Raw genomic sequence first — 14650 nt, forward strand, 5'->3', positions numbered from 1 at the left:
CGTCGCGTGATACGCAAGGGCCGGTCTGCACCGCAGTTTGATTCGCAGCCTGAACCACGGTCTGCTCGACGTGCAGGGCAAGATGCGGACGGCCCGCAGGAAGACGACTCGTTCGAGTCGTTTGATGCACATGATCGCGCGGCAGGGCGTCGTTCGTCGGCTTCAAATTCCGCCGGTGCCTTCGCTTCAGATTTCACCTCCGAAAGCGACCCGGCACCCGCGGAGCCCACTTACTCGCGCTCGCGTCGCGCGCCGGGTGACCCGCCGCCTGCCGGCAAAGACCGCTCCGCCAACGCCAAACGTCCCGTGCGCTCGCTGAAAGGGCGTGCTCTCGGCTATCTGTCGCGTCGCGAATACAGCCGCGCTGAACTTGCCCGCAAGCTCGCTCCGTTCGTCGAAGAAAACGACAGCGTCGACGCGCTGCTCGACATACTGGAAACCGAAGGCTGGCTCTCCGATTCGCGCTTCGCCGAAAGCCTGGTCCACCGCCGTTCATCGCGTATGGGCGCAAGCCGCATCGTCAATGAACTGAAGCAGCACGCGGTCGGCCAGACGTTGATCGAAGAGGCGAGTGCGCAGTTGCGCGAAACCGAACTTGCCCGCGCGCAAGGTGTCTGGCGCAAGAAATTCGGCCATGTTCCTGAAACGCCCGCCGAGCGCGCGAAACAGGCGCGTTTTCTGGCTGCACGCGGATTTTCGGGCGCAACGATCGGCAAGATCCTGAAAGGGATGGACGAAGACTGGGCCGAAGGCGGCGAATAGCCCGCTAATCGTATTTCAGGTCGCGACGCGTTGGCCCGGGCGAGGTTGCCGCAGGGTAGCCGTACACGAATAATGTCAAATACCCAGTATGCTAAAATTCGCTGGTTTCCCAATCCGGCCTTAACTCTCTCGCATGCCGCTTTCCCCGCCAGTTTCCCGTCGGTTGCGCCATCGCCGCGCAATATGTGCGGAAGCCTATGAGCGCGAGGACGGGCTGTGGGACATCGAGGCATGCCTCACCGACGAAAAGCCACGCGATGTGGTGCTTGCGTCGGGCGTCCGGCCCAACGGTCTGCCGATCCATGAACTCTGGCTCCGCATTACGATCGATCGCAAGCTCAACGTCGTCGACGCCGAAGCGTCGTCCGACTGGGTGCCCTATCCGGGCATCTGCCAGACCGCCACTCCCGCCTATCGGGCCCTCATCGGGCTCAATCTGTTCAACAACTTCCGTCGCGATGCCAACCGTTTACTGGGTGGCACCGCCGGCTGCACGCATCTCACCGAGTTGTGCGCGGTCATGCCCACGGCCGCCATCCAGGCGTTCGCGGGCGATGTCTGGAACACGAACAGCGGCGCGCCCGGCGAGAAAGCAGCAGACGCAGATCCGGCCCGCGGCGCCAGCGAGCCTGTATCCGCGGATGAACAGGCCGGCAGGCCGGCAACGGAATCAACCGACAAACCGCCTTTCCAGCTCGGTCGCTGCCACGCGCTGCGATTCGACGGTGAAGCGGTGCAGCAGTTTTATCCGCGCTGGTACGGCCGCGCGCCGCGAGCAGAGGAGCGCGCGGAAGGTGCATCCGACGGACAAGCCGCGCGAGCGGCGCGTCGTTGAACAGCGATAAAAGCGGAAACGAAGTTCAATCCAACTCTCAGACTGAAGGGAATCACGCATGAAGATTCACGAGTACCAGGGTAAGGAAATCCTGCGGAAATTCGGCGTCGCGGTACCGCGCGGCAAGCCGGTCTTCTCGGTGGATGATGCGGTCAAGGCCGCGGAAGAGCTCGGCGGCCCGGTTTGGGTCGTGAAGGCTCAGATCCACGCGGGTGGCCGTGGCAAGGGCGGCGGCGTGAAGGTCGCCAAAACGCTGGAACAGGTTCGCGAATACTCGAACCAGATCCTCGGCATGCAGCTCGTCACGCACCAGACCGGCCCGGAAGGCCAGAAGGTGAATCGTCTGCTGATCGAAGAAGGCGCTGACATCAAGAAGGAACTGTATGTCGGCCTCGTGATCGATCGCGTTACGCAGAAGATCGTCGTGATGGCATCGAGCGAAGGCGGCATGGACGTCGAAGAAGTCGCGGAAAAGACGCCTGAGCTGATCCACAAGATCGCGGTCGACCCGTCGACCGGCCTGAAGGACGCCGAAGCCGACGAACTCGCAACGAAGATCGGCGTGCCCGCCGCTTCGCTGCCGCAAGCACGCGCGATCCTGCAGGGCCTCTACAAGGCATTCTGGGAAACCGACGCATCGCTCGCCGAAATCAACCCGCTGATCCTGACCGGCGACGGCAAGGTCATCGCGCTTGATGCGAAATTCAACTTCGATTCGAACGCACTGTTCCGTCATCCGGAAATCGTCGCGTATCGCGATCTGGACGAAGAAGATCCGGCTGAAGTCGAAGCATCGAAGTTCGACCTCGCCTACATCTCGCTCGACGGCAACATCGGCTGTCTCGTGAACGGCGCCGGTCTGGCCATGGCAACCATGGACACGATCAAGCTGTTCGGCGGCGAACCGGCGAACTTCCTCGACGTGGGCGGTGGCGCCACGACCGAGAAGGTCACGGAAGCGTTCAAGATCATGCTGAAGAACCCGAACCTGACGGCGATTCTCGTGAACATCTTCGGCGGCATCATGCGCTGCGATGTGATCGCTGAAGGCGTGATCGCGGCTTCGAAGGCCGTCTCGCTGAAGGTGCCGCTCGTGGTCCGCATGAAGGGCACGAACGAAGACCTCGGCAAGAAGATGCTCGCTGAATCCGGCCTGCCGATCATCGCGGCGGACAGCATGGAAGAAGCTGCGCAGAAGGTCGTCGCGGCCGCTGCGGGCAAGGCGTAAGCCGCCCCGGCGCTCATCACGGATTACGAATGGCGGCGCGCATGCGACGCGGGCGAAGAATATCCTGCCCACGCGCGTGCGACGCCAGACGAACAGAGGTCAATACATGTCGATTCTGATCAACAAAGACACCAAGGTCATCACGCAGGGCATTACCGGCAAGACCGGTCAGTTCCACACGCGCGCCTGCCGTGAATACGCAAACGGCCGCGAAGCGTACGTCGCGGGTGTGAACCCGAAGAAAGCCGGCGAAGACTTCGAAGGCATTCCGATCTACGCAAGCGTCGCTGAAGCCAAGGCTGAAACGGGCGCGACCGTGTCGGTCATTTATGTTCCGCCGGCAGGCGCCGCCGCCGCGATCTGGGAAGCCGTCGAGGCCGATCTGGATCTCGCTATCTGTATCACGGAAGGCATTCCCGTCCGTGACATGATCGAGCTCAAGGCTCGTATGCGCGCAAAGAACAGCAAGACGCTGCTGCTCGGACCGAACTGCCCGGGCACGATCACGCCGGACGAACTGAAGATCGGCATCATGCCGGGTCACATCCACTGCAAGGGCCGCATCGGCGTCGTGTCGCGTTCGGGCACGCTGACGTATGAAGCAGTCGGCCAGTTGACGGCGATCGGCCTGGGCCAGTCGTCGGCAGTCGGTATCGGTGGCGACCCGATCAACGGTCTGAAGCACATCGACGTGATGAAGATGTTCAACGACGATCCGGATACGGACGCCGTCATCATGATCGGCGAGATCGGCGGTCCGGACGAAGCGAACGCCGCTGAGTGGATCAAGGACAACATGAAGAAGCCGGTGGTTGGCTTCATCGCTGGCGTGACGGCGCCTCCGGGCAAGCGCATGGGCCATGCCGGCGCGCTGATCTCGGGCGGTGCGGATACGGCCGAAGCGAAGCTGGAAATCATGGATGCATGCGGCATCAAGGTCACGAAGAACCCGTCGGAAATGGCGCGTCTTCTGAAGGCGATGCTGTAATCGAAATAACGACGACGGCCCCGGCCGTCCCGAAATTTTGATACCCTTACGAATCCCTTTCGTAAGAGCGAAGTGTCAAGGCGAGGGAGCATCTGCTTCCCTCGCTTTTTTTTGTCTTCGCGCTTTCGTTTCCGCTGGTTTTTCGCTTCACGTCCTTCTACGCTTCCTGCCATGTTCGAGTTTTTCGCTACGCTCCACTGGGGCGCCGTTTTCCAGATCATCGTGATCGACATCCTGCTGGGTGGCGACAACGCGGTCGTGATCGCACTGGCGTGCCGCAATCTGCCGGCCGATCAGCGCACCCGTGGCGTGCTGTGGGGCACAGTCGGTGCGATCCTGCTGCGCGTCGCGCTGATAGCGTTTGCGGTCGCCCTGCTCGATGTGCCGCTGCTGAAGTTCGCGGGCGGCCTGCTGCTGTTGTGGATTGGCGTGCGGCTCATGGCGCCCGCGCACGACGCACACGCGGACGTCAAGCCGGCCGACAAGCTGATGGCCGCGATCAAGACCATCATCGTCGCCGACGCCGTGATGAGCCTCGACAACGTCATCGCGATTGCCGGCGCCGCCGAAGCCGCTGATCCGCAGCATCGCCTTGCGCTCGTGATCTTCGGCCTGGTCGTGAGCATTCCGCTGATCGTGTGGGGCAGCCAGCTGGTGCTGAAGCTGCTCGACCGTTTGCCCGTAGTGATCACGCTGGGCGCCGCGCTGCTCGGCTGGATCGCGGGCGGTCTCATCATCAACGATCCTGCCGGCGACCGCTGGCCTGTCCTCGACATGCCGGCCGCCGAGTACGGCATGAGCATCGCGGGCGCGCTGTTCGTCGTGATCGTCGGCTATGCGCTCAAGCGCCGCAACGCACGTCGCGAGGCCACGCAGGCGCCGCCCGGCCCACCTTGAACCTGGAGCGTTGGCCGTCCGGCCGACTGTCCGACGCTTTTCCCACTGGCTACGATCGAAGCGCCTGCCTCAATACGTGAAGCAGGCGTTTTTCGTTTCGGGAGCCTGCTGATGATTGTGTCTGTACCTTGTTCCGTATCGCCTTCCTCGTCGCCATCCTCATCGATGGTCCGCCGCATTCGCGTGGGCGCCATGCGGTGTTTCAGGCGCTGGCCCTGGCCTGTCGAGCTTGCCCATGCGCGCCGCCGGTACGCCCGCTGGGGTCACGCCGGCTTCACGCTCATCGAACTGATGATCGTGCTGGCGATCGTCGGTGTCATCGCCGCCTATGCCATCCCGGCGTATCAGGACTATCTGGCGCGCGGCCGGGTGGGCGAGGGCTTGTCGCTGGCTTCGTCGGCGCGTCTGTCGGTTGCCGAGAACGCGGCGAGCGGCACTGCGCTGGGTGGCGGATACGCGTCGCCGCCGGCCACGCGCAACGTCGAGTCGATTCACGTCGACGACGACAACGGTCAGATCACGGTCGCCTTCACGACGCGGGTCGCGGCTGCGGGATCGAACACGATCGTGCTCGTGCCGTCGGTGCCGGATAACCCGGAAACCCCCACTGCGCGGGTCGGCCTCGCCAGGGGAGCGTCGCAGCCGGGCACGCTCACGTGGGAATGCTTCGCGGGCGGCAAGAACAGTTCGTCGCTACCCGCGCCGGGATCGGGTCCGGCACCGGCAGATGCGGCGACGCTGCCAGCGAACCTCGCGCCACCTGAATGCCGCACCTGACGACGAACGTGGATACGGGTGTAGCGACGCACGGGATCACAAATGGCGGGCGCATGCGTACATCCCTGTAATCTGGCGTTATTTAGGTCAGCCGGCGCACAGGTCATTGATTTTTTTGTATAGTGCGCCGGTTGCTGACGCCCCCGGTTACTCATGCCCACCCCATTCGCGCGCTATCTGTCTCTCGTCCTGCTGGCTCTTGCGTTGACCCTGCCGTATGCCGTGGTCAATCACACGTATCCGATTCCGACGTTCTATGCCGAGTTCACCGCGCTCTCGCTGTATCTGCTGACGGGCGCCGCTGTCGTGCTGCTGGTCAGCAGCGCGCGGCCGCGTGTTGCGTTCGCCTCTCCGGTTGTCGCGCTCGTGCCGCTTGCATTCGGTCTTGTGCTGGTTCTGCAGTCGTTTGCGCTGCCGGTTGCGCAACCGTCGATGAACTGGCTCGGCGCCGGGTTCCTGCTGGCTGCGTTCATGGCGACCCACGCGGGCTATGGCTTCACGCGCGCGAACCTGAGCGAGACGACGTTGCGCTGGATGGCTGCGGCGCTGATCGTCGGCGGACTGTTCGCGGTGTTCTGCCAGGTCGTGCAACTGTTTCATCTGGAGGCGAAGGTCACGCCGCTCGTGGTGGCGTACAACATCACGATCGATCGCCGTCCGTTCGGCAACATGGCGCAGGCCAATCACCTCGCGACATACATCGCGTTCGCGATGGCCGGTGCGTTGTATCTGGTGCAGACGCGGCGTCTGAATCTCGTGCTGTGGGTTGTCGTCTCGACGATTTTCAGCGCCGGGCTCGCGTTGACGGTATCGCGCGGGCCGTGGCTGCAGATGGGCGTGATCGTCGTGGCCGGGTTCTGGATGGCGTTTGCCGGGCGACGCAGCGAGCCGCTGGAGCGCGGGACAGGCAAGCGCAGCGACCGCGCGTGGCTGATTCCAGTTGCGCTGGCGACGCTCTTCGTCGTCGTCAACGCGGCGATCCGTTGGGCGAACGTGCGTTATCAGCTCGATCTCGCGCAGTCGGCGGCCGAGCGGATGCAGGACGCCGGTCAGATCGCACCGCGTCTCGCGCTGTGGAAGTACGGCTGGACGATGTTCAGGATGCATCCGCTGATGGGCGTCGGTTGGGGTGAGTTTCCGCGCTATCAGTTCGATCTGGCGAAGATACTCGGCGGCGTGGAAATCGCCAATAACTCGCACGATATTTTTATCGATCTGCTCGCGAAGACGGGCCTGCTCGGTGCCGCGATTGTCGTCATCGGTCTGGTGAGCTGGCTGATCCGCGTCGCGCGCGCGCCGCATACGGCAGCGCGCATTTTCGGGCTGGCGATGATCGGTGTGCTGGTGATGCACGCGCTTGTCGAGTATCCGCAGCAATACATGTTTTTCCTGCTGCCGGCGATGTTCGTTTTCGGCCTGCTTGAAACGAAGCCGTTGCGTGGGCCGCAGGGCGCGGCATTCGGTATCTATGCGCTCGTGGTTTTCGTCGGACTTGCGTCGCTCTATCCGGTGTATCGCGACTATGCGCGCGCCGAAGTGCTGTACTACGGCAAACATCCGGCCGAGGAGTATCGGGCGGACCCGTCGTTCCTGTTCCAGGCGTGGGGCGAATACGGCATGGCAACGTTGTTGCCGATGAACGCGCAGAACCTGCCGCACAAGCTGGCGATGCACAAGCAGGCGCTCGCGTTGTTGCCGGGCGAGACGGTGCTGCGTCGCTATGCCGTGTTGCAGGCGTTGAATGGCGACACCGACGCCGCATTCGATACGGTCGAGCGTCTGAAAATCTTCGCGCAGGAGTTGAAGGACTGGCCGTCGCAACTCGGCTATCTGTATGATCTTTGCGACGACCAGAAGATGCTTTCCGGCTTCAAGGCCGAGCTCATGAAGAAGTACGGCATGCCGCCCAGGGACATCAATCAGGATGACGAATCCGACGACGAGTGATGTCGTTAATACATTGACCGGGCGCGCACGTGCAATGCGCGCGCCGGTGAAACGCCTTTCAACTTCCTGCTGCAAACCTATACTTTTCGATACCGAGCGAGCGCCTCGAAAGTGGAAGGTATCGTAGCCATTCAATTTCCCCGCGCCATGCCCGTTTCATTTTTAACTCGAACGGGAGACCAGTCATGCAGATCGATCAGGACAAGCTGCAGAATTTCATGGGGCGGATGGTGGGCGAATTTGGCGCGGTTGCTTCAGCGCCGCTGATCCTGCTGGGTGACCGGCTGGGTCTCTACAAGGCGATGGCGGGGCAGGGACCGATGACCGCCGGGCAGGTCGCCGAATCTGCGCAGGTCAACGGGCGCTACGTGCGTGAATGGCTGCTTGCCCAGGCGGCCGCCGGCTTTCTTCGTTACGACGCTGCCGCGGATGCCTTCGAACTCGAAGACGAACAGGCGATGTGTTTCGCCGATGAGACGAGTCCAGTGTTCGTGCCGGGTTTCTTCCAGATAGCCGAATCGATGTTTCGCGACATCCATAAACTCGAAGGCACGTTTCGCACCGGGCTTGGCTTCGGCTGGCACCAGCACGATCATTCGCTCTTTCGCGGCACCGAGCGGTTCTTCCGTCCTGGCTACGCGGCGAATCTCGTCAGCGCGTGGATACCCGCGCTCGATGGCGTCGAGGCGAAGCTGAAGGCGGGCGGCGCGAAAGTCGCGGATGTCGGCTGCGGGCACGGCGCGTCGACGGTGCTGATGGCGCAGGCGTATCCCGAGGCGACGTTCGTCGGCTTCGATTATCACGAGCCGTCGATTCAACGTGCACGTCAGCTAGCAGGGGACGCAGGCGTGCGCGATCGCGTCACGTTCGAAGTCGCGCCCGCGAAGGAGTTCCCGGGTAACGACTACGACCTCGTCGCGTTCTTCGACTGTCTGCACGACATGGGCGATCCGGTGGGCGCGGCCGCGCATGTGCGGCAGTCGCTGAAGCCGGGCGGCACGTGGATGATCGTCGAGCCGTTCGCCAACGACAACGCCGCCGACAACATGAATCCCGTCGGACGCATTTTCTATTCGGCATCGGCGATGATCTGCACGCCGGCGTCGTTCGCGCAGGAAGGACAGATGGGGCTCGGCGCGCAGGCCGGCGAAGCGAGACTGCGCGACGTGGTGACGAAGGGCGGCTTCACGCAGTTCCGTCGCGCGACGGAGACGCCGTTCAATCTCGTGCTCGAAGCGCGGGCGTGAAGGTTAAGGGTTCGCCACCCAGTCCCCCGACTTCCCCCCATGCTTCTCCAGCACTTTCACATCGGTGATGGTCATGCCGCGGTCGACGGCCTTGCACATGTCATACACGGTCAAAAGACCGATCTGCACGGCCGTCAGCGCTTCCATCTCCACGCCGGTGCGCCCGAGCGTTTCCACCTGCACGGTGCAGTGCACGCCGGGTAGCGCGTCGTCGAGCGTGAAGTCGACGGCGACACGCGTCAGCGCAAGCGGATGGCAGAGCGGGATCAGGTCGGCGGTACGCTTCGCGCCCTGGATCGCCGCGATGCGCGCGATGCCAATCACATCGCCTTTTTTCGCGTTGCCGTCGCGGATCAGCGCGAACGTCGCGGGCAGCATGCGGATCGTGCCGCTCGCGATGGCGATGCGTTTCGTCTCCTGCTTGCCGCCGACGTCGACCATATGCGCCTGGCCAGCTGCGTCGAAATGAGTCAATTCCGTCATGGTGGGCTCCCTGAAGGGTGCCATCATAACAGCGCCCATTCGACGGTGATTGTCCGCCTCGCGCTGCGCGCATGCACGTCCTGCGGGCAACTGGCCTCAAATCCGGCGCGAGCACAGACTCGACGGCAGGTATAGACACAGCGGCGGCAACTTCCCGGGCACAGGGTTCTCGATACCGCCTGCCACTGAGTACAATTAAAGCGCGCCCGGCGCCGCCGCGCCGAAGCGCCCGACTGGTTCCCGACCTTGCTTTTGCCCATCACGCAATGCGTCTGAAACGGCTTCTCGCAGTCTGTCTTTCGATCGCGCTCGCGGCGCCGTCGGGGGCGTTCGCGCAGTCTTCCGCATCGAATTCCGCTCCGAAGACGCCGTCGCTCGAAATCGGTCCGATCAGGTCCTGGACGTCACCGCTGATTCCCGACAATATCGCGCCCGGCGTGTTCGGCACTTACGGCGGCGCCGAGAGCCGGTTTGCCGGCACGCCGGGCGCCAACGTCAGCCTGCACGCGCCGCTTCTGACGCAGCAGTTGCCGGATCTCGGCGACGGCTCCGGCGGCTCGCTCACGCCGCAAGCCGAGCGCAAGCTCGGCGAGCGCGTGATGCGCGAAGTGCGTGCCGACCCCGATTATCTCGACGACTGGCTCATGCGCGACTACCTGAATTCGGTTTCCGCGAAACTGTCGGCGGCGGCCACGGCGCTTTACATCGGCGGTTACCAGCCGGATTTCGACCTCTTCGCGATGCGCGACGCGCAGATCAACGCGTTTTCGCTGCCGGGCGGATTCATCGGCGTGAACACGGGCCTGATTGTCACGACGCAGACGGAATCCGAACTCGCGTCCGTGATCGGCCACGAAATGGGACACGTGCTGCAGCGGCACATCGCGCGCATGATCAGTGCTGGCGAGCGCACCGGCTACGCCGCGCTCGCCGCGATGCTGCTCGGCATTCTCGCGGGCGTCGTCGCTCATAGCGGCGATCTCGGCGGCGCGATTGTGATGGGCGGCCAGGCCTATGCGGTCGACACCCAGCTGAAGTTCTCGCGCGCTGCGGAGCACGAGGCGGACCGCGTCGGTTTCCAGATGCTGGCGGGCGCGGGCTACGACCCGTACGCGATGCCGACGTTCTTCGGCAGGCTCGACCGCGCGTCGATGGGCGACGCCGGCATTCCGGTCTACGCGCGCACGCATCCGCTGACCGTCGAGCGCATCGCCGACATGGAAGACCGCGCGCGCCGCTCGCCGTATCGCCAGCCGCGTCAGTCGCCGGAATATGGATTTGTGCGTGCCCGGGCGCGTGTGCTGCAGGACCGCTCGCGTAGCGACTACGCCGACGAAATCTCCCGGATGCGCGCCGAGATCGAGGACAAAACCGCGCTGAACGTCGCGGCGAACTGGTATGGCATTGCGTTCGCGCAAATGCTGCTCGAGCGCTACGACGATGCGGCTGCGTCGCTTGCCGCGTCGCGCAAGGCCTTCGGCGCGACCGGACGCAGCGAGGGTGTCGCTGCCCGCAGCTCGCCGAGCCTCGACGTGCTGGACGTCGATATCGCCCGCCGCGCCGGACGCAACGACGACGCGGTGCGTCTCGCCGAAGTGGCGCAACGTCGCTGGCCGGCGTCGCACGCCGCGATCGACATGCGGCTGCAGACGCTGCTCAGCGCCCGCCGCTTCGCCGATGCCCAGGCGCTCGCGTACAAGGAAACGCGTAGCGACCCGCAACAGCCGTTATGGTGGCGCTATCTCGCGCAGGCGAGCGTCGGCACCGGCGACGCGCTCACACAGCATCGCGCGCTCGCGGAGAAGTTCGCGCTGGAGGGGGCGTGGCCATCGGCGATCCGTCAGTTGAAAGAAGCGCGCGACATCAAGACCGCCGGTTACTACGAACTGTCGACGATCGACGCGCGTCTGCACGACTTCGAGGCGCGTTACAAGGAAGAGCGCGAAGACGACAAGAATCGCGGATAGGGCGCTCAGGCGCGGTCGCCGGACGCTTCGGCGGCTTGCGCTGCCTGCGCCGCGGGGCTCGCGACGAAGCCAAAGCGCGCCGCGACGTCCGCGCGCGGGATGGCTTGCAGCGGCAAGGTCACGTCGGAACGCCAGTGGAATGCGCCGCTCCGGCCATCGTCGGTGATTTCGGCGTGTTCCGAGAACAGATCGAGATCATGGTCGTGCAACGCGGCCACGCGCGGCTGTTTCCCCTCGCCGGTCGCCGCCTCGGTGAACAGGATGCCGCCTTCGTCGTCGAGCCATGCGGCAGTGGGCGTGAACGTGCCGCCCGCCTGATCGGTGAGCGTCAGCGCGCCGTTTGCATCGACGGCCAGCCGTACGATCCACGGTGTGTAGACCAGTTCCACGTACACGCGTTGCGGGCCGTTCTGGAAGAACCACTTCCCGTGTGCGTCGGCTTCGTAGTTGCGGTGAATGAACCCCAGCAGCGCCTCATGACGGATCGGCGCGCCGGGCGCACCCTGGGCCTGCGCGGCCTCGTCGCGCATGCGCCAGTTGCCGCGCCGGTCGAGCAGCAGCCAGCCGGTGCAATGCGGCACGTTCGGCCATTTGACGAGGGCCTGCCTGACGATGTCATCCATGATGGGCGAAGGGTGAGAGATAGCCGAAAACGCGCTGCGCGAGCCAGTCGATGCGGCCTGGGAACGGCCCGGTCATGAAGCCGACGTGGCCGCCGTGATCCGGCTGGTCCAGTTCCACCGACGCCGACACCTCATGGCGCGAGGGTAGCACCGAGCCCGGCAGGAACGGGTCGTTGCGCGCATTCAGCACGAGCGTCGGCACGGTGATGTCCGGCAGCAGCGGGCTCGTTGTCGCGCGCGTCCAGTAGTCGTCGGCATCGCGAAAGCCGTGCAGCGGCGCGGTCACGACATTGTCGAACTCGTACATCGTGCGGCTCGCGAGCATCGCGTGACGATCGAACAGGCCGGGGTATTGCGTGAGCTTCTGGTCCGCTTTCAGCTTCAGCGTCTTCAGGAAGCTGCGCGTGTACACCTTGCCGAAACCTTGCGACAGTGCGCGTCCACCGGCGTGCACGTCGAGCGGCGCGGAAATCGCCGCCGCCGCCGAGACAAACGATGCATCCTGCCCGCGTTCGCCCAGCCAGCGCAGCAGCACGTTGCCGCCAAGCGAAACGCCTGCCGCGACGATCGGCCCGCGATGCATGCCGCGCAGACGTCGCAGCACCCAGTCGACTTCATTGCTGTCGGCGAGATGATAGAAGCGCGGCAGCAGGTTCAGCGTGCCGCTGCAGCTACGAAAATGCGGCACGACGCCATGCCATCCGCGATCGCGCGCGCCGGCCATCAGCGCGCGCGCGTAATGCGATGCGGAACTGCCTTCCAGGCCGTGAAACAGCACGAACAGTGGCGTTTTGTCGTCGGAAGCGAGGAGGGGCGCGGTGCCATCGTGCGTGCGTGCAGCCGATGAAGGTTCGCGCTTCAGCCAGTCGAGTTCGATGAAGTCGCCATCGGGCGTGTCCCAGCGTTCGCGCCGGTAGGCGACGGCCGGCACGCGAGCGAAAAGCGCGGGAACGATGGTCTGAACGTGGCTGTTCGGCAGCCACAGCGGTGCGCGATAGCGCAGGTCGGCGAGCCGTTGCGCGACGTCCTCGACAGGCGACGTATCCGAACCGTTCTTGTTATGCGTCGTACTCATACCAGCAGCCAGATCGAAAAAACGGAAAAGCAGGAGCGGCAGGAAAAACAGGCAGCGTCAGTGCAGCGATCCCTGTCCGCGCCGCATCTTGGCCGCGAACTGGCTCGCGGCGGTGTCGGGCATCGGGCTCGCGTGAATGTGCGCGATGCACCATTCGCCGCGCTCGTGAACCATCACGTAGGTGGCGAAGACCATCGTGGGCGTGGCGGCCGGATCGACCGGCCGGTGCGCTTCCGCAATCGCGTAGACCACGGTGCCAAGACTGTCGTAGACGCGGATATCGAGCGGCTCGATCGACACCGGATTCATTTCGAGCTGCACGGACAGGCCCGCGCGGATGCTTTCGAGGCCATGCAGGTGCGAGCCGTCCGCCCAGATACAGCTGACGAATTCCTCGTCGATCCACAGGCCCATCAAGCTGTCGATGTTGGCCTCGGCGATGGCCTGATACCAGGCGTTGAGCGTGTCGGCGGCGGCTTCGAAGATGTGGGCAAAACGTGGCATGGCTCGTCAGTCTCTTGTGCGCGGCGCGCGGTTGCGTGTCCGGGTGCGTCTTCGGAACGGCTCGACAGTCAGCGGCAGTGCCCCGGCGTGCATGAACGAATGGGACTTCCGCGAGGATGTCCGCGCCGTGAGGCGCGGACATGACGCGATGAAGCATGCGTATGGCGATCAGACGGTTCTAGCGTTGCGCGACCAGCATGCCGCGCAGGTCATCGAAGACCTGTTCCGCGCTGAGCTGCCGCAGGCAGTTCAGATGGCCGAGCGGGCACTCGCGCTGGAAGCAGGGGCTACATTCGAGATGCAGCCATTGTACCTTCGCGAGCTCTGACAGGGGCGGGGTGTGGCGCGGATCGGTCGAGCCGTAGACGGCCACCAGCGGCCGGCGCAGCGCGGCCGCGACGTGCATCAGCCCGGAATCGTTGGTGACGACGGCGCTCGCCCGCGAGATCAGCGCGCACGCCTCGCCGAGCGCGGTCTGGCCGCACAGGTTGCGCACGTTCGACGCGCGGTCCGCAATGGCCTGCGCAATCGGCGCGTCTTTCGGCGAACCGAGCGCGACGATCTGCGTGTAGGGAAACGACTGGCCGATCATCTTCGCGAGCGCGGCGAAATGCTCGGGCGGCCAGCGCTTGGCCGGGCCGTATTCGGCCCCCGGGCAGAACACGACCAGCGGCACGCGCGTATCCAGATTGAAGCGCGCCGACACGCGCGACGCCTCGTTCAGGTCGGCGTCGAGGCGCGGCATCGGCAGGTCGCCGGGCACTTTTGCGCCCGGCGTATAAGCGAGCGCGGTGTACTGGCCGACCATCGGCGGACGCTCGTCCTTGCGCGGATTCGCATGACGCACGTTCAGCAGGCCATAACGGCTCTCGCCGGTATAGCCGATGCGCAGCCCGATGCCCGCCATCCACGGAATCAGCGCCGACTTCAGTGAATTCGGCAGTACGTAGGCGGCGTCATAGCCGACGTCGCGCAGGTCGCTCGCGAGCTGCCAGCGGCGCAGCATCTGCAGCTTGCCGTGCGCGAGATCGGTGGCGTAGACGTCGCGAATCTCAGGCATGCGTTCGAGCACGGGCGCGACCCAGCTGGGCGCGACTGCATCGATCGCGATGCGCGGATGCAGTTTCACGAGCCGCGAAAACAGCGGCTGCGCCATCAATGCGTCACCGATCCAGTTCGGTGCGATTACCAACGCGCGACGCATCAGGGTGGGTTTCCGGTGTCGAAACGAAGCGCCGCGCGCACAGGCGCGCGGCGTTCAGGTTGTGGGGAAAAGACAGCTGGGCAAAGCGCGGCGAGCCGGAACGAAGTCCGGCT

At 64.5% G+C, this 14650-nt stretch carries 14 protein-coding genes; 9 read left to right on the plus strand and 5 right to left on the minus strand.

The genetic code is table 11. The features are described 5' to 3' along the window. Positions 1–6: 6 nt before the first annotated feature. The 8 genes from recX to LPA37_RS03265 all read left to right on the plus strand — a co-directional run bounded on the left by recX (position 7) and on the right by LPA37_RS03265 (position 8681). Positions 7–762, plus strand: a complete 756-nt coding sequence (gene recX, locus LPA37_RS03230) for a recombination regulator RecX (protein WP_229011400.1) — start codon at positions 7–9, stop codon at positions 760–762. Positions 763–895: 133 nt separating this feature from the next. After that, positions 896–1597: a DUF2889 domain-containing protein gene (locus LPA37_RS03235; protein WP_228978779.1), complete on the plus strand. Its 702-nt coding sequence runs from the start codon at positions 896–898 to the stop codon at positions 1595–1597. Positions 1598–1655: 58 nt separating this feature from the next. After that, positions 1656–2825 (plus strand): ADP-forming succinate--CoA ligase subunit beta, encoded by a 1170-nt coding sequence (sucC, locus tag LPA37_RS03240; RefSeq protein WP_228978777.1) that lies wholly within the window; start codon positions 1656–1658, stop codon positions 2823–2825. Between the two features lie 106 nt (positions 2826–2931). Then, positions 2932–3813, plus strand: a complete 882-nt coding sequence (gene sucD / locus LPA37_RS03245; RefSeq protein WP_229011402.1) for a succinate--CoA ligase subunit alpha — start codon at positions 2932–2934, stop codon at positions 3811–3813. A gap of 171 nt (positions 3814–3984) precedes the next feature. After that, the gene (locus LPA37_RS03250; RefSeq protein ID WP_229011404.1) at positions 3985–4710 is read left to right on the plus strand and encodes a TerC family protein; all 726 of its coding nucleotides are present in this window, start codon (positions 3985–3987) and stop codon (positions 4708–4710) included. A 165-nt stretch (positions 4711–4875) separates the two neighbouring features. After that, positions 4876–5487, plus strand: coding sequence for a pilin (locus tag LPA37_RS03255; protein WP_324251735.1), 612 nt, complete (start codon positions 4876–4878; stop codon positions 5485–5487). A gap of 153 nt (positions 5488–5640) precedes the next feature. After that, positions 5641–7434, plus strand: a complete 1794-nt coding sequence (locus LPA37_RS03260) for a PglL family O-oligosaccharyltransferase (RefSeq protein ID WP_229011406.1) — start codon at positions 5641–5643, stop codon at positions 7432–7434. Positions 7435–7619: 185 nt separating this feature from the next. Beyond that, complete coding sequence (locus tag LPA37_RS03265; RefSeq protein WP_228978772.1) at positions 7620–8681, plus strand: class I SAM-dependent methyltransferase; 1062 nt, start codon at positions 7620–7622, stop codon at positions 8679–8681. A 3-nt stretch (positions 8682–8684) separates the two neighbouring features. On the opposite strand, the gene moaC is transcribed toward LPA37_RS03265, so the two are convergent. Continuing rightward, the gene (gene moaC, locus LPA37_RS03270) at positions 8685–9164 is read right to left on the minus strand and encodes a cyclic pyranopterin monophosphate synthase MoaC (RefSeq protein WP_228978770.1); all 480 of its coding nucleotides are present in this window, start codon (positions 9162–9164) and stop codon (positions 8685–8687) included. A 266-nt stretch (positions 9165–9430) separates the two neighbouring features. Between moaC and LPA37_RS03275 the strand changes: the two genes are divergently transcribed. Then, a complete protein-coding gene (locus LPA37_RS03275) occupies positions 9431–11131 on the plus strand; it encodes a M48 family metalloprotease (RefSeq protein ID WP_229011408.1) in 1701 nt (566 codons plus the stop codon). A 5-nt stretch (positions 11132–11136) separates the two neighbouring features. Here the strand turns inward: LPA37_RS03275 and LPA37_RS03280 are convergent, their stop codons facing one another. The 4 genes from LPA37_RS03280 to waaF form a co-directional block, all read right to left on the minus strand. Further along, positions 11137–11754 carry a DUF2946 family protein gene (locus tag LPA37_RS03280; protein ID WP_229011410.1) on the minus strand — a complete coding sequence of 206 codons (618 nt, stop codon included), beginning with the start codon at positions 11752–11754 and terminating at the stop codon, positions 11137–11139. Further along, on the minus strand, positions 11747–12829 hold the full coding sequence (locus LPA37_RS03285) for a hydrolase (protein ID WP_229011412.1): 1083 nt from the start codon (positions 12827–12829) through the stop codon (positions 11747–11749). The genes LPA37_RS03280 and LPA37_RS03285 overlap by 8 nt, the downstream gene beginning before the upstream one ends. Positions 12830–12886: 57 nt before the next feature. Then, entirely contained in the window at positions 12887–13333 is a 447-nt protein-coding gene (locus LPA37_RS03290; protein WP_228978762.1) for a nuclear transport factor 2 family protein, read from the minus strand. Positions 13334–13511: 178 nt separating this feature from the next. Then, positions 13512–14537 (minus strand): lipopolysaccharide heptosyltransferase II, encoded by a 1026-nt coding sequence (gene waaF / locus LPA37_RS03295; protein WP_228978995.1) that lies wholly within the window; start codon positions 14535–14537, stop codon positions 13512–13514. Between the last annotated feature and the right edge of the window lie 113 nt (positions 14538–14650).

This window comes from Paraburkholderia gardini (assembly GCF_907164545.1).
Taxonomy (GTDB): domain Bacteria; phylum Pseudomonadota; class Gammaproteobacteria; order Burkholderiales; family Burkholderiaceae; genus Paraburkholderia; species Paraburkholderia gardini.